Source organism: Telluria sp. AC161 (genome assembly GCF_979258535.1).
Genome location: NZ_OZ409861.1, coordinates 541,117 through 567,098 on the forward strand (window position 1 = coordinate 541,117; position 25,982 = coordinate 567,098).

Annotated in this window: 15 protein-coding genes; 13 read left to right on the forward strand and 2 right to left on the reverse strand. The window is 64.6% G+C overall.

What is annotated here, in order from left to right:
* Nucleotides 1-302: 302 nt before the first annotated feature.
* Complete coding sequence (gene glnE / locus ACZ0AJ_RS02340) at nucleotides 303-3,062, reverse strand: bifunctional [glutamate--ammonia ligase]-adenylyl-L-tyrosine phosphorylase/[glutamate--ammonia-ligase] adenylyltransferase (protein ID WP_499453771.1); 2,760 nt, start codon at nucleotides 3,060-3,062, stop codon at nucleotides 303-305.
* A 208-nt stretch (nucleotides 3,063-3,270) separates the two neighbouring features.
* Here glnE and ACZ0AJ_RS02345 point away from each other — a divergent pair, with 208 nt between their 5' ends.
* The 4 genes from ACZ0AJ_RS02345 to aroG all read left to right on the forward strand — a co-directional run bounded on the left by ACZ0AJ_RS02345 (nucleotide 3,271) and on the right by aroG (nucleotide 11,097).
* Nucleotides 3,271-7,386, forward strand: a complete 4,116-nt coding sequence (locus ACZ0AJ_RS02345) for a YhdP family protein (protein ID WP_499453773.1) — start codon at nucleotides 3,271-3,273, stop codon at nucleotides 7,384-7,386.
* A gap of 1 nt (nucleotide 7,387) precedes the next feature.
* On the forward strand, nucleotides 7,388-8,185 hold the full coding sequence (locus ACZ0AJ_RS02350; RefSeq protein ID WP_499452481.1) for a carbon-nitrogen hydrolase family protein: 798 nt from the start codon (nucleotides 7,388-7,390) through the stop codon (nucleotides 8,183-8,185).
* Between the two features lie 90 nt (nucleotides 8,186-8,275).
* Nucleotides 8,276-9,736 carry a metalloprotease TldD gene (tldD, locus tag ACZ0AJ_RS02355; RefSeq protein WP_499453775.1) on the forward strand — a complete coding sequence of 487 codons (1,461 nt, stop codon included), beginning with the start codon at nucleotides 8,276-8,278 and terminating at the stop codon, nucleotides 9,734-9,736.
* Nucleotides 9,737-10,038: 302 nt separating this feature from the next.
* Nucleotides 10,039-11,097 carry a 3-deoxy-7-phosphoheptulonate synthase AroG gene (gene aroG / locus ACZ0AJ_RS02360; protein WP_183549445.1) on the forward strand — a complete coding sequence of 353 codons (1,059 nt, stop codon included), beginning with the start codon at nucleotides 10,039-10,041 and terminating at the stop codon, nucleotides 11,095-11,097.
* A gap of 61 nt (nucleotides 11,098-11,158) precedes the next feature.
* On the opposite strand, the gene ACZ0AJ_RS02365 is transcribed toward aroG, so the two are convergent.
* Entirely contained in the window at nucleotides 11,159-13,990 is a 2,832-nt protein-coding gene (locus ACZ0AJ_RS02365; RefSeq protein ID WP_499453777.1) for a TonB-dependent receptor domain-containing protein, read from the reverse strand.
* A 583-nt stretch (nucleotides 13,991-14,573) separates the two neighbouring features.
* On the opposite strand from ACZ0AJ_RS02365, the gene ACZ0AJ_RS02370 reads away from it, so the two are divergent.
* The 9 genes from ACZ0AJ_RS02370 to nusA all read left to right on the forward strand — a co-directional run bounded on the left by ACZ0AJ_RS02370 (nucleotide 14,574) and on the right by nusA (nucleotide 25,982).
* On the forward strand, nucleotides 14,574-15,512 hold the full coding sequence (locus tag ACZ0AJ_RS02370; RefSeq protein WP_499452487.1) for an ABC transporter permease: 939 nt from the start codon (nucleotides 14,574-14,576) through the stop codon (nucleotides 15,510-15,512).
* Nucleotides 15,512-16,528 carry an ABC transporter permease gene (locus ACZ0AJ_RS02375; RefSeq protein ID WP_499456707.1) on the forward strand — a complete coding sequence of 339 codons (1,017 nt, stop codon included), beginning with the start codon at nucleotides 15,512-15,514 and terminating at the stop codon, nucleotides 16,526-16,528. Before ACZ0AJ_RS02370 ends, ACZ0AJ_RS02375 begins: the two co-directional genes overlap by 1 nt.
* Entirely contained in the window at nucleotides 16,525-18,216 is a 1,692-nt protein-coding gene (locus ACZ0AJ_RS02380) for an ABC transporter ATP-binding protein (RefSeq protein ID WP_499452489.1), read from the forward strand. The genes ACZ0AJ_RS02375 and ACZ0AJ_RS02380 overlap by 4 nt, the downstream gene beginning before the upstream one ends.
* Nucleotides 18,217-18,324: 108 nt before the next feature.
* On the forward strand, nucleotides 18,325-19,269 hold the full coding sequence (locus ACZ0AJ_RS02385; protein WP_499452491.1) for a VTT domain-containing protein: 945 nt from the start codon (nucleotides 18,325-18,327) through the stop codon (nucleotides 19,267-19,269).
* A 190-nt stretch (nucleotides 19,270-19,459) separates the two neighbouring features.
* On the forward strand, nucleotides 19,460-20,455 hold the full coding sequence (locus tag ACZ0AJ_RS02390) for a glucokinase (RefSeq protein ID WP_499452493.1): 996 nt from the start codon (nucleotides 19,460-19,462) through the stop codon (nucleotides 20,453-20,455).
* Nucleotides 20,456-20,875: 420 nt separating this feature from the next.
* Nucleotides 20,876-21,610, forward strand: coding sequence for an SMC-Scp complex subunit ScpB (gene scpB, locus ACZ0AJ_RS02395; protein ID WP_183549464.1), 735 nt, complete (start codon nucleotides 20,876-20,878; stop codon nucleotides 21,608-21,610).
* Nucleotides 21,594-23,684, forward strand: a complete 2,091-nt coding sequence (gene rluB / locus ACZ0AJ_RS02400) for a 23S rRNA pseudouridine(2605) synthase RluB (protein ID WP_499453781.1) — start codon at nucleotides 21,594-21,596, stop codon at nucleotides 23,682-23,684. Before scpB ends, rluB begins: the two co-directional genes overlap by 17 nt.
* Before the next feature lie 247 nt (nucleotides 23,685-23,931).
* Complete coding sequence (gene rimP / locus ACZ0AJ_RS02405) at nucleotides 23,932-24,420, forward strand: ribosome maturation factor RimP (protein WP_183549472.1); 489 nt, start codon at nucleotides 23,932-23,934, stop codon at nucleotides 24,418-24,420.
* Nucleotides 24,417-25,982, forward strand: a complete 1,566-nt coding sequence (gene nusA / locus ACZ0AJ_RS02410) for a transcription termination factor NusA (protein ID WP_183549475.1) — start codon at nucleotides 24,417-24,419, stop codon at nucleotides 25,980-25,982. The genes rimP and nusA overlap by 4 nt, the downstream gene beginning before the upstream one ends.

A 25,982-nucleotide genomic window follows, 5' to 3' on the forward strand; every position in this document is an offset into this window, starting at 1 on the left:
TCTCCATCCTGAGCCCCATGGTGCGGGGCAGTCTTATGATTGATCGGCGAACTGAGGCGTGTTCAACAAACGGCAATACTTTTTGTTGGACATGCATACCCCGCAGGTATCAAACCATTCGGTATTAACGGGTGTCAATATGTCAGGAGGGCATTTCTGTTGCAAATACAACAGTTAACAAAAAGAAATTAAATGACTAAAAAGTCAGCAGTCTGCATGTACGTTTGGGGTGCAATAAACACTGCTGTTGGATGGAGGTGGTGCGGGGGAAAACCATGCGCACCAGGGTGGTGCGCATGGAATCAACCGGTAAAACAGGCGTGCCACAACCGCAGCACGCTGTCAGGATGGGTACCCACCTGGGCCGGCTCGACCCGGGTCTTGTCGTGCCCCTGCAGCCGCACGCTGTGCTGCAGCTTGCGCATCGCGCGGTACGCCGCCGCGACCTGGCTGGCCAGGGCTGCATCGATCAGGCCCAGTTCGCCGCACAGGTGCAGCAGGGCGATGTTGCCGGCGTTGGCGGTCAGCTGCGGGTAGGTGTGCGCGTGGCGCAGCACCAGGTATTGCACGATGAACTCGATGTCGATCATGCCGCCCGCATCGTGCTTGAGGTCGAACTGGGTACTGCGGTTCAGGTTGGCGTCATGCATGCGCGCGCGCATCTGCACCACCTCGTTTTTCAGCACGTCCGCCTGGCCGGCGCGGTCCTTGCGCAGCACCTGTTCGCGGATCGCCTCGAAGCGTGCGCCGATGGCAGCGTCGCCGGCGCAAAAGCGCGCCCGCGTCAGCGCCTGGTGTTCCCAGATCCACGCCGCTTCGCTCTGGTAGCGCTCGAAGGCGGCGATGGACGACACCAGCATGCCGCTGGCGCCGTCCGGACGCAGGGCAATGTCGATGTCGAACAGGATGCCGGCCGGCGTCGGCGCCGTCATCCAGGTGATGAAGCGCTGGGCCAGCCGGGCGTACAGGGGCGGCGCGTCACCGTCGTCGTCCTCGTACAGGAAGATCACATCCAGGTCGGACACATACCCCAGCTCCTTGCCGCCCAGCTTGCCGTAGGCGATGACGGCAAAGCGCGGTACCTCGCGGTGGCGGCCATTGACCGCGCGCCAGGCGTGCGTGACGACCGCGCCGACGATCGTGTCGGCCAGCGCCGACAGGTGGTCGGCCAGGTGCTCGACCGACAGTTCGCCGGCCAGGTCCAGCGCCAGCAGGCGAAACAGCTGCGCGTGGTGCGTCTCGCGCAGGATGTCGAGCTGGCGCTCGGTGTCGCCGGCAGCGTCGGTCAGCTGCGTGTCGAGGGTGGCCGCCAGTTGCGGCAGCGCTTCGGCGCCGGCGTTGCGGTCGTCCAGCAACTCGTCGAGCAGGATCGGGTGCTGGGTCAGGAACGTGGCGGCCCAGCCGCTGGCATTGATCATGCGGATCACGCGCTCGAGGGTGTGCGGGTATTCGGTCAGCAGCGCCAGATAGGCCGAGCGGCGCGCGATCGCCTCGAACAGGTCAAGCAGGCGCCCCAGCGTGGCGGCGTGGCTGCCCATCCCCGCATCCGCCACGACCGTGGCGATCAGGGGCAGGGCAGCCTCGACCAGCGCCAGCAGGCGCACGCGGCTGAAGTCGGGCAGGCTGGTCAGGCGTGCGCCCTGCAGCGTAGTGATCAGGCGGGTGGCGGCGGCGCGCGTGTCGTTGAAGCCCAGGCCCGCCAGGCGTGCGGTCAGCGCGTCGAGGTTGTCCAGGTCGTCGACCAGCGCCGGGGTGTCCGGGTCTGGCTCGGGCGCTTCCTTGTCGGCGAAGATGGCGTCGAACTGCTGGGCGACGTAGGTGCGCTGTTCTTCCAGCCGCGCGAGCAGGTTGGCTTCGTCCGGACAACCCATCATGCGCGCCACCGTCAGGCGGTCGTCTTCGCTCGCAGGCAGCGTGTGGGTCTGGGCGTCTTCGAGGTATTGCAGGCGGTGTTCGAGGTTGCGCAGAAAGGTGTAGGCCGCCAGCAGGCGTTCGACGGTGTCGACCGTCAACAGCTCACGTTCGGCCAGCAGGAGCAGCGTCTTGCGCGTGGAGCGCTCGCGCAGCGCCGGATCGCGTCCGCCGCGGATCAGCTGGAAGACTTGCGCCAGGAACTCGATTTCGCGGATGCCGCCCCGGCCCAGCTTGACGTTATGGCTGCGCTCGGGATGCAGGCGTTCCTGGCGTTTGACCTCGGCGCGGATCTGGGCGTGCATCGTGCGGATCGCATCGATGACGCCGAAGTCCAGGTAGCGCCGGAAGACGAACGGCTGCACGATGGCGTCGAGTGCCGCGATGTCGTCCGGCTCGCCCGTGACGGCGCGCGCCTTGACCCATGCATAGCGCTCCCATTCACGGCCCTGGACGATCAGGTATTCCTCGACCATGCCGAAGCTGGCCGCCAGCGGGCCCGACTTGCCGTTGGGGCGCAGCGCCATGTCGACCCGGAACACGAAACCGTCCTCGATCACTTCGGACAAGGCCGCGCTCAGGCGGCGCCCGAGACGGATGAAGAATTCGTGGTTCGACAGCTGGCGCTGGCCGGCCTCGGCGGCCGTGTCGCCGTCTTCCGGGTACACGAAGATCAGGTCGATGTCCGACGACACATTGAGTTCGCCGCCACCCTGCTTGCCCATGGCCAGCACGATCAGGTGCTGCGGGCGGCCCGAATCCTCGCCCACCGGCATCCCGTGCGCCGCCACCAGCTCGGCCATCAGGCTGGCGACATGGGTCTGGATGGCGAAGTCGGCAAACGCCGTCATTGCGGTGACGACTTCATCGAGGTCGGCGTGGCCGCCAAGATCGCGCGCGACGATGGTCGAGATCAACAGGTTGCGCACCCGGCGCATCGCACGCTCGAGCGGCAAGCCCTTGGCCAGTTCGCCCTCCAGCAGCACGCGAAAATCGGCGTCGGCCAGCGATACGGCGGACAAGCTGGCGAGCTGTTCAGCGCGCTCGAGCGCGGCGCCCAGCCAGCGCGCGACGAAACGCGACGCGGTGATGGGCGAGGTGACAGGAACGGTGGCTGGGACAGGTTGTGGTGCAGGGGAAACTTCGGTCATCGTTGATCCTGGGAAACGCGATGGATGGCCGTTTCAATAGGCCATTAGTCGGGGCCGGCAGGCAGTCGATGCGTTAAAATGGCCCGCTAACAGGCCGTCGCTGCTGCCCGGGTCAGCACCGATGGTAAGGTAGACGCCGCAACGCACGCAAGCGACCTGTTTTTTTGAGCTGTACATTTTTCGGCGAGCCTTTGTTATTAGCACCTTGATGCACAACCCGGATCCGCAGGCGACGTCCGCGTCCCGGCCGCTGGCCGTACGCTGGCGCCGGTTGCGCGCGTGTTATCGCTTCGCGAACCTGGCCTCGCACCACGTGCTGGGCTTTACCGTCAAGCTGCTGCTGATCGTGTATTTCGCGCTGGCCGTGTTGTTCCTGGTGCTGCGCTACGCCATCCTTCCCAACATCGACCTGTACAAGAGCGACATCGAGCGCGTGGCCGGCAATGCACTCGGCAGCCGCGTCACGATCTCGCAGTTGGCGGCGTCCTGGCATGGCATGCGCCCGGCGTTGTCGCTGCGTGACGTGCGCCTGCACGACCGCCGGGGCCGGCAAGTGCTGGCCTTGCCGCAAGTCAACGCCACGGTCGGCTGGTGGAGCATCGCCGCGCTCGAACCCCGGTTTGCGTCGCTTGAAATCATCGGCCCGCGCCTGGCCGTGCGGCGCGGCCGCGACGGCGTGCTGGTCGTGGCCGGCGTGCGGCTCGAGCAGCAGCAGGGCAATGGCGCCGGTGCCGACTGGCTGCTGCGCCAGCGCGAGATCGTCATCCGCAATGGCCGCGTCGACTGGGTCGACGAATTGCGCGGCACGCCGCCGCTGGCGCTGCAGGGCGTCACGCTGGCGCTGCTCAACCGCTGGGGCGCACACCACCTGGCGCTGACGGCCACGCCGCCAGCGCGGCTGGGCGGTCCGGTCGACATCCGTGCGCGCTTCCGGCACCGCTTCGGCCAGCAGCCGTCCGATGTCACGCGCTGGAAGGGCGAGCTGTATGCCGACCTGCGCGACGTCGATCTGGGCGCGTGGAAACGCTTCGTCGATTATCCAATCCAGCTCGAACGGGGCCGTGGCTCGCTGCGCACCTGGATCAACGTCGACCAGGCCCGGCTGGCCGGTTTCACCGCCGACCTGGCACTGGCCGGCGTGAATGCGCGCCTGGGCCCGGACATCGCGCCGTTGCAACTGGCGCGCGTGTCGGGGCGCCTGAGCGCGCGTGAAACACTGTTGAGTGGCAAGGGCGATGGCAAGCCTACCTTTGGCGCCAATGGCCACGCGCTGCGGCTCGATCGTTTCACGGTAGTGGCGCGCGATGGCCGCGCCTTGCCGCCCGCCACGCTCGAACAGACCTGGCGCCCCGCCGCCGATGGCAAGCCCGAGCAAGGCACGCTGCGCGCGCAGGGCCTCGATATCGGCGCGCTGGCGGCGCTGGCCCAGTACCTGCCGATCTCACCGGTGCAGCGCGGCTTGCTGGCCGATTACGCGCCGCGCGGGGTGTTGCAGGATGTCGGTGTCGAATGGGACGGACGCTATCCCGGCGTGACGGGCTGGCGTATTCGCGGTGATGTCGCCGGGCTGGCGCTCAAAGCCCAGGCCGCGCGCCCGGGGCGTGCCGCCACGCCCGGCTTCGAGAACCTGAGCGGGCACATCGACGCCAACGAGCGCACCGGCAGCGTCAAGCTCGATTCACAGCAATTTGCCTTAAGCATGCCGGCCTGGTTCGCCGAACCGCGCATGCCGTTCGACCGCCTGGTGCTCGATGCGCGCTGGGAGTTTGACGCGGGCCGGCAATTGCAGGTCGAGATCGACGATCTGGACTTTGCGCAGGGCGCGTTCAAGGGCTCGGTGTCTGGCCGCCACATCATGCCGCTCACGCCCGGTCACGGGCCAGGGACGGCCGACTTCACCGGCAGCCTCGACGGTTTCCCGATCAATAAAATCGGCACCTTCCTGCCGCTGGCCACGCCACACGGCCTGCACGACTGGCTGGTCGGTGCGCTGCAGGGCGGCCAGTTGCACGACACCACGCTGCGTCTGCGCGGCGACCTCGCGCAGTTCCCGTTCAAGTCTGCCGAGACGGGCGAATTCCGCGTCGCCGGACGCCTGGCAGGCGCGCGGCTCGAATACGCGCCTGGCCACCGCCATCCGGACGGCACGCCGTTGTGGCCGCTGGCCGAAGCGATCGACGGGCGCATCGTGTTCGACCGCGCGCGCATGGAAATCAATGGCAAGACCCTGCGCACGCTGGGCGTGGCGCTGTCGAACGTCAAGGCCGTGATCCCCGACCTGGGCGCGCATGACAAGATGATGCTGGAAATCGACGGCGCCGGCGCCGGGCCGCTGCAGGAATTCCTTCGCTACGTGGCCGCCACGCCGGTACTGGGCTGGATCGGCCACTTCACCGAAGACACGCAGGGCACCGGTAACGCCAAGCTCGACCTGAAGCTGCGCCTGCCGCTGGCGCACATGAACGAAGCAAAAGTGCAGGGCAGTCTGCAGTTGCAGGGCAACGACGTGGTGCTGTTCCCGGAGCTGCCGGCGCTGCAGAATGCCCAGGGCCGGATCGCGTTCCACGACCACGGCTTTGGCCTGGAAGGCGTGGGCGCCGATTTCCTGGGCGCGCCGCTGGCAGTGGGTGGCGGTACGACGCCTGAGGGCAGCACGCGCGTGACGCTGGCCGGTACGCTGTCGGCCGAGGGCATGCGCCGCACGGCGCCAGCGCCGGCGCTGGGCCGTCTGGCCGAACGCCTGTCGGGCAGCACGCCGTATCGGGGCGAGATCGTCGTCAAGGCCGGGCATCGCACGATCACGATCGATTCGGCGCTGGCCGGGCTGGGCATCGAACTGCCGGCGCCGCTGAACAAGGTGCAAGACGCGACCCTGCTGCTCCACTTCGTGCTCGAGGGCGAACCGACTGTCGAGGGCCTGGCGCGCGACGTCATCCGCGTGGGCGTGGGGCAGAGCCTGGGGGCGCGGTACGAACGCGAAAAGCAGGGCAAGGGCGCCTGGCGCGTGACCCATGGCGGGATTGGCGTGAATGTGCCGGCGCCGCGCCCGGACCAGGGCCTGATGGTACATCTGGACATGAAGGCGCTCAACGTCGACCACTGGCTGGCGGCAGGCCGCGCCATTGCCGGCATGGACATCAACGCGCCTGTCCCGGCAGCAGACGCACCCCCTGCCAGCGGCGCCGATGTCACCCAGTACGTGCTGCCGGCGGTGGTGGCCGGCCGGGTCAGTGAACTGACGGTCGGTGAGCGGCGCGTGGCCGACGTGGTCATCGGCGCCACGCACGTGGGCGACACGTGGCGCGCCAACCTGCATTCGCGCCAGGCCAGCGGCTATCTCACCTGGGCCGAGACGCCCAGCGGCCTGGGCAAGGTCACCGCGCGCCTGGCGTCGCTCGTGATCCCCGAATCGGCCGAAGCCGAGGTCAAGGACCTGCTCGAGTCGAACAAGGGCGCCACGGCCAGCATTCCGTCGCTCGACATCGTGGCCGAGCGCTTCGAGCTGTTCAACAAGAACCTGGGTCGCCTGGAACTGAACGCCAGCAATGTGCGGGCACTGGCCGGGCGCGAGTGGCGCATCGACCGGCTGGCGCTGAGCAACCCCGACGGCAAGCTGAACGCGTCGGGCCGCTGGCTGACCAAGGATGGCAAGAGCAATACCAGCCTGAACTTCGCCCTGGACATGGACAATGCGGGGCGCCTGCTCGACCGCGTGGGCTTCCCGGACACGATCGGGCGCGGCAACGGCTACCTGCGCGGCGACATTTCGTGGGCCGGCCTGCCATATGCGATGGACATCCCGAGCCTGTCGGGCCAGATCGAGATGAATGTGGAGTCGGGCCAGTTCCTCAAGCAGGATCCGGGCGCAGCCAAGTTATTGGGGGTGCTCAGCCTGCAAGCCCTGCCGCGCCTGCTCAAGCTCGACTTCCATGACGTGTTTTCCGATGGCCTGGCATTCGACGGCATCACGGCCAACGCGCTGATCACGCGCGGCGTGGTGCGCACCGATAACCTCAGGATGCATGGCGTGGCAGCCACCGTGCTCATGAACGGCACGGCTGACATTGCCAACGAATCGACCAATCTGCGCGTGGTCGTGATCCCGGAATTCAATTTGGGCACCGGCCCGCTCGTGTACGGCCTGGCCGTCAATCCGGTGCTGGGCCTGGGCGGCTATCTGGCCCAGCTGTTCCTGCGCGCGCCGGTGATGAAGGCGCTGACCTACCAGATGCAGGTGACAGGACCGTGGAAATCGCCGACCATTACCAAAATCCCTAACGGACCTGACAACAACCCGACCACCCCCACCGCCAGCAAGGAATGACATGACGACCGTAGCCGCGATCCAGATGGTTTCCACTCCTAATCTTGAAGACAACCTGGTCACCGTGCGCCGCCTCGTGGCCGAGGCCGCCGCGAAGGGCGCCACGCTCGTGGCCTTGCCCGAGTACTGGCCGATCATGGGCATGACCGACGTCGACAAGGTGGCGCTGGCCGAAGAACCGGGCGCTGGTCCGATCCAGGAGTGCATGGCGGAACTGGCGCGCGAGCATGGCATCTGGCTGGTCGGCGGCACGCTGCCGATCGTCTCGCCGAGCGCGGGCAAGGTGCTCAACACCACGCTCGTGTATGACCCGCAGGGCGTGTCGATGAGCCGCTACGACAAGATCCACCTGTTCGGCTTCAACAAGGGCACCGAATCGTACGACGAGGCGCGCACCATCGTGCCGGGCGATACGGTCGGCGTGTTCGATGCGCCGTTCGGCCGCGTGGGGCTGTCGGTGTGCTACGACCTGCGCTTTCCCGAGCTGTACCGCGCGATGGGCGAGTGCGCACTGATCATCGTGCCGGCCGCCTTTACCTACACCACCGGCCGCGCGCACTGGGAAGTGCTGCTGCGGGCGCGCGCCATCGAGAACCAGTGCTATGTGCTGGCCGCGGCCCAGGGCGGCATGCACGTGAATGGCCGCCGCACCTGGGGCCACAGCATGCTGGTCGACCCGTGGGGCGAGGTCAAGGCGGTGCTGCCGGAAGGCGAGGGCGTGATTGCGGGCGAGCTCGATCCCGTGTTCCTGCTCGGGGTACGCGACAGCCTGCCGGCGCTGCGGCACCGGAAGATGTAAAACCGGCGTCGCCTGTACCGGGCGCAGCGATGCGAATAAACGGGATATGGCACAATGCCCTTTCCAACCGAACGCACGAATCGACCCACAATGACGCCATTCGAACCGAACCTGTCCTCCATCGCTGTTGCCCGCGACGTCCTCCTGACGCCATTCGGCCTGGACGAAGACAAGCTGCTGCGCGCGCTGGGGACCATGTTCACGCACAAGGTCGACTATGCCGACCTGTACTTCCAGTTCACCAAGAGCGAAGGCTGGAGTCTCGAAGAAGGCATCGTCAAGAGCGGCAGTTTTTCGATCGACCAGGGCGTCGGCGTGCGCGCCGTGTCGGGTGAAAAGACGGCGTTTGCCTATTCCGACGAGATTTCCGAAGGGGCGCTGCTGGATGCCGCGGCCGCCACGCGCACGATCGGGCGCCAGGGTGCCGGGCGCATCAAGATCGCGCGCAGCACCCAGCACAGCGGCGGACGCTCGCTGTACCTGCCCAACGATCCGCTGGCCTCGCTCGATGCGACGGCCAAGGTGACGCTGCTCGAGCGCGTCGAAAAGATGGCGCGCGCAAAAGACCCGCGCGTGGTGCAGGTGATGGCGGGCCTGGCCGGCGAATACGATGTCGTCCTGGTGCTGCGCAGCGACGGCGTGCTGGCGGCCGATATCCGGCCGCTGGTGCGCGTCTCGGTCACCGTCATCGCCGAGCAGAACGGGCGGCGCGAAGTCGGTTCGTCCGGCGGCGGCGGGCGCTTCGACTATGGCTACTTCACTGACGAAGTGCTGGATCGCTATGCGACCGATGCCGTCAAGGCAGCGTGCGTGAACCTGGAAGCACGGCCGGCGCCGGCGGGTCCGATGACGATCGTGCTGGGCCCGGGCTGGCCCGGCGTGCTGCTGCACGAAGCCGTCGGTCACGGCCTCGAGGGCGACTTCAACCGCAAGGGCTCGTCGTCATATGCCGGCATGATCGGCCAGCGCGTGGCGGCCAAGGGCGTCACCATCGTCGACGACGGCACGCTGCAGGATCGCCGCGGCTCGCTCAATGTGGATGACGAAGGCAATCCGACCCAGTGCACGACGCTGATCGAGGACGGCATCCTGAAAGGCTATATCCAGGACACGATGAACGCGCGCCTGATGAAGATGCCCGTCACCGGCAACGCGCGCCGCGAATCGTTCGCGCACCTGCCGATGCCGCGCATGACCAATACCTATATGCTCGCCGGCGACAAGGACCCGCAGGAAATCCTGGCCTCGGTCAAGAACGGCCTGTATGCAGTGAACTTCGGTGGCGGCCAGGTCGATATCACGAACGGCAAGTTCGTGTTCTCCGCCAGCGAGGCCTACATGATCGAAGACGGCAAGGTGACGTACCCGGTCAAGGGCGCCACGCTGATCGGCAATGGCCCTGAAGTCATGAACCGCATCTCGATGATCGGCAACGACATGCGTCTGGATTCGGGCGTGGGCGTGTGCGGCAAGGAAGGCCAGAGCGTGCCGGTGGGCGTGGGTCAGCCGACCCTGCGCATCGATGGCGTGACGGTCGGCGGCACGGCTTGAAGCTGCACTGCTGTGGTATCGCGTAACAAGCTGTCTGTACAAGCCGTCATCGGCGGATAAAGGGCTTGCCAAGTTTTGCGGGTTGTTGCTATAGTCAATTGACCAAACACGGACGACATCATGCGCCACGCTTTCTTTACCCGCTTTTTTTACTTTAGCCATTCCAGCCTCAGGCGGTGGAACAGCAGCGGGTACGCGCAGTAAAAGTCCCGGCAGCATCCAGACAAACCGCCAGCAATGGCGGTTTTTTTATTTCAGACGAACTAAAACCGAACACAACCGAGCACGAAAGAGAGTCCAGCATGCCCCGCACCGACGACCTACGCATCCGTGAAATGAAGGAATTGACGCCACCCTCGCATCTGATCCGCGAGTACCCCGTCACCCCGGCAGCCGAGCAGACCGCGGCCGGCGCGCGCGTCGACCTGCACCGCATCCTGCACGGCCAGGACGACCGCCTGATGGTGGTGATCGGGCCGTGCTCGATCCACGACCCGAAGGCCGCGATCGAATACGCGCACCGGCTGGTGGAACAGCGCCGCCGCTTTGCCGGTGAACTCGAGATCGTAATGCGGGTCTACTTTGAAAAGCCCCGCACGACGGTGGGCTGGAAAGGCCTGATCAACGACCCGTACATGGACAACAGCTTCCGCATCAATGACGGCCTGCGCATGGCGCGCGAGCTGCTGCGCGACATCAACGAGATGGGCCTGCCGGCCGGCACCGAATTCCTCGATGTGATCAGCCCGCAGTACATCGCCGACCTGATCAGCTGGGGCGCCATCGGCGCGCGCACGACGGAGTCGCAGGTGCACCGCGAGCTGGCGTCTGGCCTGTCGTGCCCGGTCGGTTTCAAGAACGGCACCGATGGGAATATCAAGATCGCGACCGAGGCCATCAAGGCTGCGTCGCAGCCGCACCACTTCTTGTCGGTGACCAAGGGCGGCCACTCGGCCATCGTGTCGACCTCGGGCAACGAGGATTGCCACATCATCCTGCGTGGCGGCAAGGCGCCGAACTACGACGCCGCCAGCGTCGACGAAGCCTGCCGCCAGATCGCCGCGCTGGGCTTGGCCAGCCGCCTGATGATCGATGCGTCGCATGCCAACAGCTCGAAAAAGCCCGAGAACCAGGTGCCCGTGTGCGCCGACATCGCCACGCAGATCGCGGCCGGCGACGATCGCATCGTGGGCGTGATGATCGAGTCGAATCTGGTGGGGGGACGTCAGGATCTGGTGCCGGGCAAGGAGCTGACCTATGGCCAGTCGGTGACCGATGGCTGTATCGACTGGGACAGCAGCCTGCAGGTGCTGGACGGTCTGGCAGCAGCGGTGCGCCAGCGCCGCCTGCGCCAGGAATAATCAAGCAGGCATAAAAAAACGGCGCACCGAGGTGCGCCGTTGTTCTATCTGCTCGCCGCGATCAGAACTTGGCGGTCAGGTTCAGGAAGATATGACGGCCCATCGCGTCATACACCTGTGGGTAGGTATTGCCGTTGCCGTAGACGGCAGCGACCACGCCCGACAGCGGTGGATCCTTGTCCAGCGCGTTGTTCATGCCGGCGCGCAGGGTGAAGTTCCGGTTGATCTGCCAGCTGCCGACCAGATCCAGGTAGTTGCGTGCGCCCAGGCTCGCATCCGCTGCTTCCGATTCGGTGTCGAGGTCCACACCGCGTACGTAGCGCCAGGTCGCGCCCAGTTCCACGCCATTCCACGGGGTGCCCCAGACGGCGCGTACCTTGTGACGCCATTTTGGCAGTGGCACGCCGCAGGTAGGACCGTGCAGGCCGGCGCACTCACGCGTATCGCCGCCTGGCAAGTCCTGCTGCTTGAACTCTTTCAGGTAGGTGCCCATCAGCGACAGGTTCAGGCTGCCCCAGTCGCCCAGCTTGGCGTTCCAGTTCGCGCCCAGGTCGACACCCTTGGTCGAGGCCATGCCCAGATTCTGGTTGGTGGCGACGATCTGCGCGGTTTCCAGTGCCCACAGGGTGCCCAGACGGTCACGCGTGATCAGCGAGCAGAACGTCGGGTCGCCCGTTGCCAGGCAGCTCTCGAGGCTGGTCGTTGCCGGCAAGCCGCCGATGATGCCATTGACCTTCATGTCGAAGGCGTCGATGGTGACCGACGTGTTGCGTGTCGGGGTCAGCACCAGGCCCAGCGTGTACGAGTCGGATTCCTCTGGCGCCAGGTTCGTATTGCCGCCCGTGATCTGGTTGTACTGCTGGGCTGGCGAATCGACGATGTTGCCGTACTGGGCCGCCGTGACGCCGGTGCGTGCGCACTGGGCCAGGGTCGCGGTCGGGGTCTCGCCGGCGCATGGGTCCGACGACATGTCGTACAGGCCCAGGCCCGCCGGCGTGTACAGTTCGACCACATTGGCGGCGCGCGCCGCACGCTGATAGCTGAAGCGGAACTTGGCTTCCTTGATCGGCGCCCACTCGATGCCGGCACCATACGAGCTGGTCTTCTGGCCGGTCGAATAATCCGATTTGCGATAGCTGGCGGTGACGTTGAGCTGGTCGGCGAATGGTTGCTTCTGCAGGATCGGGATGCGGGTTTCGGCGTAGTAGTCACGCACGCTGAACTGGCCGCTCACGTTCTTGGTCGGGCCGCCCTGGCCGGCCAGATCGCCTGATTCGAAGGCAGCGTCGTTGTCCAGCGACAGTTTTTCGGTGCGGTGTTCCCAGCCGAGCGCCAGGCCGATGCCTTCGGTGCTGGTTGGGAGCTTCAGGCCGTATTCGCCCAGGTCGGTCGACAGGTTGACGCCCTGCACGGTTTGCGACGTGTTGCCGCGCTGGAAGCCCGGGGTCTGCAGGTAGGTCAGTGCTTCCTTGGTGACGCCGCCGAGGCTCCAGATATTGTAGGGCACGCAGTTCGGGTCGATGCCGTTCAGGGTGCTGCGGCAGACCGGTGCGCCGTTGGCGCCGGGGACGACGTCCAGTGCCCGCGCGCTGCGCGCCACCGAGAAGTCGTTGAAGTAGGTCTCGGCGTAGCGGACCTTGCCGACCTGCGCGAAGACGTCGTACTTCCAGTTGCCGACATCGCCCTTGACGCCGACCACGCCGCGGTAGGACGTGTGGTTCAGGTCGTCGCGGCGGCCACCGCCTTCGACGTTGCGGCGGAAGATCACCAGATCGGCCGTATCGCCAGGGGCGTTCAGGCCCAGCGTCCGGCGCCAGGCACTCGACAGCAGCGGGTTTTCGAAGGTGATCGCATTCGCGCCGGAAGCGTCGAGGCCGAACAGGCCGGACGGCGCGATCTGGGCGACAGTGCTGTCATCGTGGAAGCTGGCCTCGCCGTAGACGCGGGTCTTGTCGTTGATGTCGTAGTGCGTGAACGAGCTGAACGTGTAGCGCTCGGACGGACGGCGGAAATAGTTCAGCGGGCCGAAGTTGTAGGCATCGTTCGCGCCAATATACGGACGCACGCCGCCATTTGCATCGGCCACGGTGAAGCTGCGCGTGCCAACCAGGAAGCGACCCGGGAAGCTGGTGCCGGAGCCGCCGCAGTTGAACGTGTCGCCCGTGGTGGAGCCGCCCAGCGAGCACGCCGTGAAGTCACGCTCCGATTGCAGCAGCGGGTCTTCCTTCTTGTAGCCCAGGAACACCACGGCATTGCCGCGGCCGTCGGCGAAGTTGCCGCCCATCGTCAGGCTGATGTCCTTGACCTTGGCGTCGGCGCTCTTGTCGCCCGGTAGCTGGAAGTTGCGGCGCGTGGCGGCATCGGCTGCCGGCCCGCCGTTTTGCTGATGGTTGTAGAACTGGTAGTTGCTGTCAATCTGGACGCCCTGGAAGTTGTCGTCCATGATGAAGTTGACCACGCCGGCCACGGCGTCGGAGCCGTAGATGGCGCCGGCGCCGCCGGTCAGCACTTCGACGCGCTTGACCAGGCCCACGGGGATCTGGTTCAGGTCGGCGGCCGGATTGCGCGGGCTGCCTGCTGGCAGGCGGCGGCCATTGACCAGCACCAGGGTGCGGTCGGCGCCGAAGTTGCGCAGGTTGACAGTCGCGGTGCCGGTCGAGCCGTTCGAGACCGAGCCGCCCTGGTCGGCGAAGACCTGTGGCAGGTTGTTGAGCAGGCTCTCGACCGAACGCACACCTTCGAGTTTGATGTCCTTGGCGTTGACGACGGTAACTGGACTGATGCTTTCCAGGTTGGCCGTGGCGATGCGTGAACCGGTGACTTCCACGCGCTGAGGTTCGCCTGTAGCGGGCGCCGTGTCCTGGGCGTGGGCCGCCGAGAACGCGACGATCATGCCGCCTGCACAGATCAGTCGAACCGATCGAGATAACACTGTTTCAACCATCATGTCGATTTTCCCAGGTAAGACCTGCAGGGCGGATGTCGCCTGCAGTAATGTCATTGGATTGCCACCGCGAATAGCAGCGTCGAATTTTTACTACTTGGCAATAAAAACATTTCCGGTAAGGCAGTGTCAACGTATAAAGTCTTTACGAATCAAAAATACAACTGTACGCCGACTAGTCTGTACAAGTATGCATTTTGGTGCTAGTCATGATTCCGACATGAAAAATAATATGTGGAATATATGAAGGAAAATATAGTTTGTCCGGTATTTAATGCGGCAATAAGACAATTTTTTGGCAGGGATTGCTGTTTAAGCATATGTATGCAGGTTCATGTGTGACACGTTATCGACCCGATTCAAATGTCACAAATGTCAGTACATTCGATAACCCGCATCTATCTCCCCATGACATCCTGCATCTGTCAGCGCGCGCCGATATGCGCTATCGTGTCGGGTTCGCAACGCCTGCATTGGCGTCGCGGATTACGCGGGAAATGGCACGTTCGCCTGGTCCCGGTTCGGGAGTGTCATGCTTGCTTATATCGTCCGGCGCCTGTGGCAAATGTTGCCGACCATGGCGGGCGTCGTGCTGCTGGTGTTCATGCTGTTCAACTGGGTCGGCGGCGATCCGGCCTATCTGTTGGCCGGCAAGATGGCCGATGCAAACGCCATCGAGAACATCCGGCGCCAGCTCGGCACCGACCAGCCATATCCGGTGCAGCTGTGGATCTTCGTGCAGCAAATCGTCACGTTCGACTTCGGCAATGCGTGGAGCACGGGCGAACCGGTGGCGCAGATCATCACCAGCCGTCTGGGGCCATCGCTCACCGTCCTGATCCCGCTCACCGTGCTCGAAGTGTTCTTTGGCATTGCGCTGGCGCTGGGCATCGCCTTCGTGCGCGGCTCGCTGACCGACCGCGCCGTGATGATTGCCTGCACGGTGGGCATGTCGATCTCGATCCTCGTGTATATCTCGGTGTTCCAGTACGTGTTTGCTTACCAGCTGGGCCTGTTTCCGGTGCAGGGCTGGGGCAGCAGCCTGGGCGAGAATCTGCTGCACTACGCGCTGCTGCCGATCATCATTGGCCTGGCGGTCTCGATCGCGCCGACGCTGCGGCTGTACCGCAGCTTCGTGCTCGACGAAGTGGGGCAGGATTACGTGCGCACGGCGCGCGCCAAGGGCTTGAGCGAGCGCCGCATCGTCTGGGTGCACGTGCTGCGCAATGCGGCCATTCCCATCATCACGCACGTGATGGCGAACCTGCCGGCGCTGCTGATCGGGGCGTTTCTGCTCGAGCGTTTCTTCGGCATTCCCGGCATCGGGCGCGAAGTCATTCTTGCCGTTGAACGCAGCGACTTCCCGGTAATCAAGGCGATCACGGTCTACGTCGCAGCAGCGACGATGGTGTTCAACCTGCTGGCCGACCTGCTGTACCGCGCCGTCGATCCGCGCGTGCAATTCCGATGATGACAATGCAGACGTCCGACGATTCAGCCGGCCTGTGGACGCTGGCCTGGCGCCGTCTGCGGGCCGACCGCGTGGCGATGGCGGCGCTTGCCGTCGTGGCCGGCTTTTTGCTGCTGGTGCTGCTGTCAAGCACGGGCCTGGTGGCCGCCGACTGGGAAGACGAGGTGGCCGTCAATTACGCGCCGCCGGGCTTTGTCGGGGCCGATGCGACGGCGCGCGCACTGGCACAGGCGCAACTGCCGCGCGCCACGCCGCCGAATGCATTCGATCCGCTCGCGGCCGAACTGGCAACGTTGCAGGCCCAGGTGGCGGCAACGCATCCGCCGGTGGCCAAGCGCACGACGCTGCTGTTTGGCGCCGATAAATGGGGCCACGACATCGTCAGGAAAACGATCAAGGGTGGTGAGACGTCGATCGTCGTCGGCCTGGTTGCGGCGCTCCTGGCCGTCACGCTGGGCACGCTGTTTGGCGCCGTCGCCGGGTTCTTCGGTGGCTGGGTCGACGATCTGTTCAACTGGTTCTACAGCATCTTCACGTCGATTCCATCGATCCTGATGATCCTGACCGTGGCCGCCGTGCTGCAGCAAAAGGGCGTGACGACCATTGTGCTGATCCTGGGCCTGACCGGCTGGACGGGACCGTTTCGCCTGATGCGCGCCGAATACATCAAGCACAGCGCGCGTGAATACGTGATGGCGGCCAACGCCATTGGCGCGTCGAACTGGCAGCGCATGTTCGGGCACATCCTGCCGAACGTGTCGCACGTGGCGCTGGTGCAGATGTCGATCCTCGTGGTCGGCTTCATCAAGGCCGAAGTGATCCTGTCGTTCCTGGGCTTCGGCGTGCCGGTGGGCACCGTCTCGTGGGGCAGCATGCTCAACGAGGCGCAGAATGAACTCATCCTTGGCAAGTGGTGGCAACTGGCGGCCGCGGCTGGCGCCATGGCGGTGCTGGTCACCAGTTTTTCGCTGTTTGCCGACGCCTTGCGCGACGCGCTCGACCCCAAGATCAAATGACCCACGAAACCATGCCTTTGCTGAGCGTTCGCGACCTGCGCATCGCGTTCCGGGTCGACAAGCACCGCACCAGCGCCGCATTGAAGGGCGTCTCGTTCGACGTGCCGGACAACACCACGGTGGCGCTGGTGGGCGAATCGGGCAGTGGCAAGTCGGTCAGTTCGCTCGCCGTGATGGGGCTGCTGCCGCCCGAGACCACAATCGTCGATCCCGCTTCGCGCATTGCGTTTGCCGGGCGCGAACTGCTGGGTCTGCCGCTGGCCGCGCGGCGCGCCCTGTGCGGCAAGGACATCGCGATGATTTTCCAGGAGCCGATGTCCTCGCTCAATCCGGTGTTCACGGTGGGGTTCCAGATCGGCGAAGTGCTGCGCCAGCACATGGGCATGGACAAGCGCGCGGCGCGTGCCCGCACGCTCGAGTTGTTGGCCGAAGTGGGCATTCCCGATCCGGCGCGCAAGATCGACGCCTACCCGGGCCACCTGTCGGGCGGCCAGCAGCAGCGCGCGATGATCGCGATGGCCATTGCCTGCGAACCCAGATTGCTGATTGCCGACGAACCGACCACGGCGCTTGACGTGACGATCCAGAAACAGATCATGGACCTGATCGCGCGCCTGCAGCGCGAGCGGCGCATGGCCGTGCTGTTCATCACGCACGACCTGGGCCTGGTGGGCGAGATCGCCGATCGCGTGATCGTGATGCGCCACGGCGAGGTGCGTGAGGAGGGCGCTGCCGCGCAAGTGTTCGGCGCGCCGCAGGACGCCTATACCCGGGCACTGCTGCATTGCCGGCCATCCCTCGATGCACGTCCGCTGCGCCTGCCGGTAATCGACGATTACCTTGCGGGGCGCGTGCTTGCGGGTGCGCAACTGCCGCAGCGTGTGCGCGGCACGAACCCTGACGATGCGCCGCTGCTGGTGGTCAGGAATCTGGCCAAGAGTTTCTGGACGCGCGAGGGCCTGTTCGGCAAGCGCGAATTCAAGGCGGTGAAGGATGTGTCGTTCACGCTGGCGCGCGGCAAGACGCTGGGCGTGGTCGGTGAATCGGGCTCGGGCAAGACGACGGTGGGCCTGACGCTGTTGCGGCTGCACCGCGCAACGGGCGGCTCGGCGCTGTTCGAAGGGCGCGATCTGGTGGCCATGACCGACCGCGAATTCCAGCCCTACAAGCGGCGCATCCAGATCATTTTCCAGAATCCGTATGCCTCGCTCAATCCGCGCTTCACGGTCGGCCAGATCCTGCTCGAACCGATGCGCATCCACGGGATCGGCGCGCACGAAGCCGAGCGCGCTGCGCTGGCGCGCACCCTGCTGGGGCGCGTCGGCTTGCCGGACGCGGCCTACGGGCGTTATCCCCATGAATTCTCGGGTGGACAGCGCCAGCGCATTGCCATTGCGCGCTGTCTGACGATGCAGCCCGAGATCCTGGTCTGCGACGAATCCGTCTCGGCGCTGGACGTGTCGGTCCAGGCCCAGGTGCTGAACCTGCTGCAGGATTTGCAGGACGAATTTGGCCTGAGCTATATCTTCATTTCGCATGACCTGTCGGTGGTGAAGTACATCTCCGACCAGGTGATGGTGATGCAGAACGGCGGCGTGGTGGAGGTGGCCGATGCCGATGCGCTGTACTGCAACCCGCAGCATCCGTACACGAAGTCGCTGCTGGCGGCGATTCCGCGCGGGGTGTAACTACGGGTCGTTGCCGATGCCGCGAAAGACCGTTGCGAATATGCTAAACAGGCCGCGGAAACAGGTCGCATTCCTGTGCCGCGAGCGCAATTCACGTACACTGTGACGATGCCCCAGTTAGTCGAACTCATTCAAGTCTATGGCGTGCTGATCGTGTTCGGCATTGTTCTCGTCGAGCAGTTTGGCTTGCCCATTCCCGCCTACCCGATCCTGATCGTGGCCGGCGCGCTGTCGGTCGAGGCCGACGTCAGCTGGCAGCTCGTGTGGCTGGCCGCCATCAGCGCCTGCCTGATCTGCGATGTGTTCTGGTTTCGCGCCGGGCGCTTCTATGGCAAGCGCATCCTGCGGCTGCTGTGCAAGATTTCCCTGTCCCCCGATTCATGCGTCAACCAGACCGAAGACCGCTTCAGCCGGTTTGGCGTCAAGTCGCTGCTGGTGTCCAAGTTCATCCCCGGCTTCAACACCATCGCCGCGCCGTTGTCTGGTGCGATGGGCGTGGCCCCGAAGCCGTTCCTGCTGTACGCCGTCACGGGCGCGGCGCTGTGGAGCGGCGTCGGCATCCTGCTGGGCGCCTGGTTCCACGACAGCGTCGACGACGTGCTCGACATTCTGTCGACGATGGGCAGCACGGCGCTGGTCGTCGTCGCCAGCGTGCTGGGCCTGTTCATCGCGTTCAAGTATGCCGAGCGGCGCCGCCACCGTTCGCGCAGCGGCGCCGAGCGCATCGAGGTGGCCGAACTGCTGGCGCTGATCGACAGCGGCGCGCAACCGGTGCTCATCGATGCGCGCAGCCTGACTGCGCAGGACCTTGAAGCGGCCATTCCCGGCGCGCTCATTTTCCGCGCGTGCGAGCCGGGTAAATTAATGGCGTCGCTCGACCGTAAGCGCGAAATTGTGGTCTACTGCAGTTGTCCCGACGACGTGACGGCCGCCCAGGTCGCACACCAGTTCGCTGCCAACGGCTTTCGCCGCGTTCGCGCGCTCAAGGGCGGGCTCGATGCCTGGAATGGGCGTGGTGACACCCCGTCTTCGCTGGACCCGGCACCCTGCTGATCGGCCCTGCACCCAGCATGGTCGGTGGCGTAGTGCAATTACGGTGATTTAGCCCATTTTTACGTAAGTAAGCCCTGACACATGCCATTGTCTGTAGCAAAACTACAGATAGTTCTTGTCTTGGAGGCAAAATATTTAGTAAGCTTGCGGCTTCGTCTCCACTGTGCCCGCAATGACCGCATCCATGTCCATGAACGAGATTTCCCACCTGCATGCTGGCGGCCCGCGCCTGCTGGCCGATATCGGCGGCACCAATTGTCGTTTCGCGCTCGAGCGTGGTCCTGGTCAACTCGAGGGCGTCGAGATCCTGCCATGCGCCGCCTATGCGACGCTGGGCGACGCAATGCGCACCTATCTGGCCAGTCCAACCGTCCAGGCCCTGACGTCTAGCCCGATCCGTCATGCGGCGCTGGCGATTGCCAACCCGGTTACGGGTGACTATGTGCGCATGACCAACCACCACTGGGAATTTTCGACCGAGGCATTGCGGATCGAATGCGGCTTCGAGATCCTGCTGGTGGTCAACGACTTTTCGGCACTGGCCCGTTCGCTGCCGCATCTGGGCGAGCACAAGCGCCAGGTTGGCGGCGGCGTACCCCAGCCGGACACGGCGCTGGGCCTCATCGGCGCCGGCACCGGCCTGGGCGTGTCGGGCCTGATCCCGTGCGCCAGTTCGTGGACGGCATTGCGCAGCGAAGGCGGGCACGTGAGCTTCGCGCCCATCAACGATGACGAAATCGCGATCCTGCAATTTGCCTGGCGCGAATACGACCACGTCTCGTTCGAGCGCTTCCTGTCCGGCGCCGGCGTTGAACTGATTTATCGCGCGCTGGCCGATCGCGCCGGCAGCCCCAACGAGCGCCTCAGCGCCGCCGAGATTTCGCGCCGCGCGCTGTCGGGCGAATGCCCGCTGTGCGACGACGTGCTCGAGGCGTTCTGCGGCATGCTCGGCACCGTGGCCGGCAACCTGGCCGTCACGCTCGGCGCGCAGGGCGGTATCTATATTGGTGGCGGCATCGTTCCGCGCCTGGGCGCGCGCTTCGACCGCTCGTCGTTCCGCCGCCGCTTCGAACAAAAAGGGCGCTTCGTCCATTACCTGACGGCCGTGCCGACCTACGTCATCACCGCCGAATACCCGGCTTTTGTTGGCGTGTCAGCGATTTTGTCCGAAAAACTGTCAGACTGACGCCACTAGCTATCCGCCGCGTGGCTGGTCGCTTGTCCACTACGCGGTTTTATCGGGTACAATGGCCGCCAGTTGCAAGAAACGTCGTCGTCCCTCCGCGTGCCGCACAGGCCGCTCCCCGGCGCCTCCCGAACATGGCGAGTGCGCCGATGCGCCGCGTTTCCCAACGAGCATCAACACTCAGAGGCAGGTTGCCCGCGACGGGTTCCTTGCCTGTCGTGTAATAGACTGTCCGGCGCATCAGCCCCGGACCCACGGATTCCAGTATCAGGCAGCAAATCGCAAACAGCAGGCTAGCCGCCCATGCGCCGGCGTCGCTCGTTGCGTGGTTGCCGGGCGCTAACCGTGTGTGCCCTTGTTCTGTTGCGCGGATTCTGTTTCTGCTACCGCTATTGTTTGTGGATTGACGACATCGCACTTATGAATACTGACGAGGCCAAGCGCGTCCTCGAAACCGCCTTGCTGTGCGCCCGCGAGCCAATGTCGATCCATGGCATGAAAAAGCTGTTCGCCGACGTCGATGCGAGCGGTCGCAGCCAGGGCGCCGGCGTTGGCGCCGATACGATCAAGATTTTGCTGGAAGAACTGCGCCAGGACTGGGACGGCCGCGGCATCGAGATCGTCAGTCTGGCGTCGGGCTGGCGTTTCCAGAGCCGTCCCGAGATGAAACCGTATCTCGACCGGCTGTCACCCGAGAAGCCGCCGAAGTATTCGCGGGCGACGCTGGAAACGCTGGCCATCATCGCCTATCGCCAACCGGTCACGCGCGGCGATATCGAAGAAATTCGCGGGGTGGCGGTCAATTCGCAGACGATCAAGATGCTGGAAGACCGCGGCTGGATCGACGTGCTCGGCCACCGCGAGGTAGTAGGGCGCCCGGCGCTGCTGGGCACGACGCGCCAGTTCCTGGATGACCTGGGCCTGGCGTCGCTATCGCAACTGCCGCCGCTGCAGGCGCTGGCCGAAGGGCCGGATGCACGCAGCCTGGAAGCACTGGAAGCAGCACTGAACGACAATTTTGAGAAGGCGGACGCCGGCGCGCCCGTCCCACATCCGGACACTTCACCGATTGAAGTGTCGATACCAGACCTGACAGACGACGGAATTGCCGAGGCGGGTCAGCACAATAAAGATACGAATGATGAACCCAACTGAACCAACCGAAAACAAGCCTGTCGACGCAGCCGAGACCGCCGCCGCCAAGCCGAAGCGCCGCACCAAGGCCATGATTGCAGCCGAGGCTGCTGCTGCAACATCCGCGCCGGTCGACGCCGCTGCTGAGGTACCGGCCAAGCCGAAGCGCACGCGCAAGGTCGCTGTCGCCAGTGAATCGGGCGCCGCCGCGCCAGTCGCTGCCGAGTTGGCTGGTGATGCGCCAGCTTCCGACGCGCCAGTCGCCAAAGTGCGCAAGCCACGCGCCATGAAAGCCGCCAAAGAAGTCCAGGCTGCCAAGGAAGAGCTGGCGGCAGCGCCGGCCGCCGACGGCGCCGAGGCTGCACCTGCGCCTGCACCAAAGCCACGCGGTCCCCGTCAGATGCGCGAAAAGCGCGCCGAACGCGAAGCGCTCGAGCAGTTGGCCGCCCCTGCCGTTGCTGCTGAAGCCGACGCTGCGCCAGCAGGCGACGCGCCGGCTGAAGGTGCAAGCGCCGAGGCTGCTGCTGCCGTCGACGGCGCCCCGCAAGGCCGCGGCCGTGGCCAGCAAAAGCCGGGCATGCGCAACCAGCAGAGCAACCGTCCGGTGCAGGGCGCCGGTCGCCAGGGCCAGCCGGTCAAGCAGATCGGCCGCAACGGCAAGCCGGGTAAACCCGGTGGCAAGCCGCAGCCAATGGACGAGGCCGACAATGTGTTCTCGTTCGTCACGTCGGACGATTTCGACGCCAACGACGGCGCCCGCCGCAATGCGCCAGTCAAGGCCGTGCGCCGCGACCTGACCGCCGACGACGACGCGCCGAAGCTGCACAAGGTGCTGGCCGAAGCGGGCCTGGGTTCGCGCCGCGACATGGAAGACCTGATCGTTGCCGGCCGCGTGTCGGTCAATGGCGAGCCGGCCCACATCGGCCAGCGCATCCTGCCGACCGATGCCGTGCGCATCAATGGCAAGCTGATCCAGCGCCGTGTGAGCAGCAAGCCGCCACGCGTGCTGGTGTACCACAAGCCGGCCGGCGAAATCGTCAGCCATGACGATCCGGAAGGCCGTCCATCGGTGTTCGATCGCCTGCCGTCGATGAAGGCAGGCAAGTGGCTGGCCGTTGGCCGCCTCGACTTCAACACCGAAGGCCTGCTGCTGTTTACGACGTCGGGTGACCTGGCCAACCGCCTGATGCACCCGCGTTATAATATCGACCGTGAATACGCAGTGCGTACGCTGGGCGAGCTGGAAGAAGGCATGCGCCAGAAATTGCTCGCCGGCGTCGACCTCGACGATGGCAAGGCGGCATTCTCCAAAATCCAGAACGGTGGCGGCGAAGGCATCAATCGCTGGTACCGCGTGGTCATCGGCGAAGGCCGTAACCGCGAAGTGCGCCGCATGTTCGAGGCGGTCGGCCTGACCGTTTCGCGCCTGATCCGTACCCGTTACGGCGCGATGACCCTGCCAAGTGGCCTCAAGCGCGGTCGCTGGGAAGAATTCGAAGAAAACGATGTCCGTTCGCTGATGACGGCCTTCGGTGTCGAGAAAAAAGCGGCGCCGGAGAAAAACGCCAAGTCGGGCGGCAAGCCGGGCAAGGGCCCGCGTCCGAACGGTGCGCGCGACAGCGAGCGCGGTAATGAGCGTAGCAACGAGCGTGGAAACACGCGTGGTCCTGAGCGCGGCAACGTGCGCAGCGCCGGTGGCGACGATGAGCGTGGCAACGACCGCAGCGATGGCAACCGCATCGACCGCGCCGACGCCAACCGCAATGTCGATCCGTTCGGTCCGCAAGCAACGCGCGTGGGCAGCACCCGCGGCCAGGGTATCCTGAATGGTCCGGTGCCTGGCAACAAGCCAGTCGGTGGCCGTCCGGGTGGCCAGGGCGGCGGCAAGGGCCGCGGCGCCGGTTTCGGTGGCGGGCAGGGCGGCAAGACGGGTGGCGCTGGCGCCAGCAGCCGTCCACGCCAGCCCGATCCGTTGCAGACCACGTTCGGTTTTGCCAACACCGGTGGCGGCGCACGCCGTGGCGGTGCGGGTGGCGGCCAGGGTCCGCGTGGCGGCGCCGAGCATGCGGCACCGCGCCGCGGCCGTCGCGGCTAAGCCCAATTCAGTGCAGGCTGCCGATGGCAGTCTGCTAACTGTTGTATAGCTGCTCATTTTGGCGTGCGGATTGCGAGGCACGCCGAAAAGCAGTATAATTTGCAGCCTAATCGAAGACCTTCCCGACGTGTTGTTCAGCGTGCATCCGGTGTAAGCGTCATATTTTGATTGGGGTGTAATGACAAAAAGATGGGCAGATGCCCATTTTTTTTTTGGTAAATCGTTTTAGAAGCCCTGGAGAAGTGCCGTGCAGCAGTTTGATTTAATCGCCACGACAGTCAGTGGTCTCGGTTATGAACTCGTCGACGTGGAACGAGGCGACCGCGGGATCCTGCGTGTGTATATCGATTTTCCGGCTGCCGACGCGGACGAAAAGGGCCCGATCACGGTCGAGGATTGCGCCAAGGTGAGTCACCAGCTGTCGCATGTCTTCACCGTGGAAAACGTCGATTACGAACGACTCGAAATTTCGTCGCCGGGCCTCGATCGCCCGGTACGAACCCTCGCCGATTTTGCGCGCTTTGCCGGCCTTGAGTGCACGGTCAAGCTGCGCGTCGCGGTGCCGGGCAGTGATAACCGCAAGACGTTCACCGGTATCCTGCGCGGCGTCGAGAACGACAAGGTCGGCTTGGAATTTGACAGTAAAGATGGCCCGGCGTTGATGGAATTTACGCTGGCCGAATTGGATAAGGCACGTTTAGTGCCGCAGGTGGATTTTAGGAGTCGCAAAGCATGAGTCGCGAAATTTTGTTACTGGTGGATGCGCTTGCGCGCGAAAAGAACGTCGACAAGGAAGTCGTTTTCGGAGCGCTCGAGTTCGCGCTGGCACAGGCCACGAAGAAGCGTTATGAAGGCGAAGTCGACATTCGCGTGTCAATCGACCGTGACACCGGCGAATTCGAGACTTTCCGCCGCTGGCACGTCGTTCCCGATGAAGCCGGCCTGCAGCTGCCTGACCAAGAGATCCTGCACTTTGAAGCCAAAGAGCAGATCTCGGACATCGAAGTCGACGAATACATCGAAGAGCCGATTGAATCGGTCGACTTCGGTCGTCGCTTTGCCCAGGACACCAAGCAGGTCGTGCTGCAGCGCGTGCGCGATGCCGAACGCGAGCAGATCCTGCAAGACTTCCTGGAGCGTGGCGATTCGCTCGTCACCGGCACCATCAAGCGCATGGAACGCGGCGACGCGATTGTCGAATCGGGCAAGATCGAAGCACGCCTTCCGCGTGACCAGATGATCCCGAAAGAAAACCTGCGTATCGGCGACCGTGTGCGCGCTTTCATCCTGCGTGTGGACCGCAATATGCGTGGCCCGCAGGTGATCCTGTCGCGTACTGCGCCTGATTTCATCATGAAGCTGTTCGAACTCGAAGTGCCAGAGATCGAGCAGGGCCTGCTGCAGATTAAGTCCGCTGCCCGCGATGCCGGCGTGCGCGCCAAGATCGCCGTGTTCACGGCTGACAAGCGCATCGACCCGATCGGTACCTGCGTCGGGATGCGCGGTTCGCGCGTCCAGGCCGTGACCGGTGAACTGGGTGGCGAGCGTGTCGACATCGTGCTGTGGTCCGATGACCCGGCGCAGTTCGTCATTGGCGCCCTGGCGCCGGCGAATGTTTCGTCGATCGTGGTCGACGAAGAAAAGCACGCGATGGATGTCGTCGTGGACGAAGAAAACCTGGCCATCGCGATCGGCCGTTCGGGCCAGAACGTGCGCCTGGCGTCCGAGCTGACCGGCTGGAAGATCAACATCATGACGGCCGAGGAATCGGCCAACAAGGTGGAGCAAGAGTCAGCGGCCATCCGCGCGCTGTTCATGCAAAAACTGGACGTCGACCAGGAAGTGGCCGACATCCTGGTGGAAGAAGGCTTCTCGAGCCTGGAAGAAATCGCGTATGTGCCAATTTCCGAAATGCTGGAAATTGAATCGTTCGACGAAGACACTGTCAACGAACTCCGTACCCGTGCACGCGATGCGCTGGTCACCGAGGCGATTGCTTCCGAAGAAGGCCTCGAAGGCATGGAAGAAGCTCTGGTCAATCTGGAAGGCATGGACCGTACCGTTGCCGGCAAGCTTGGCCTGGCTGGTATCAAGACGGTCGACGCATTCGCGGCACTGGCCTATGACGAGTTTGGCGCCATCCTGGCGCTGCCGTCGGAACGTGCCCGCGACCTGATCAAGAGTGAATTTAATGATGTGACCGACGACGAGATGAAGCTGGTCGATGGCAAGTACGACGACCGGGCGAAAGCACTGCAGGCGAAAGCCTGGAGCCTGGCTGAAACGGCCAAAGCTTGA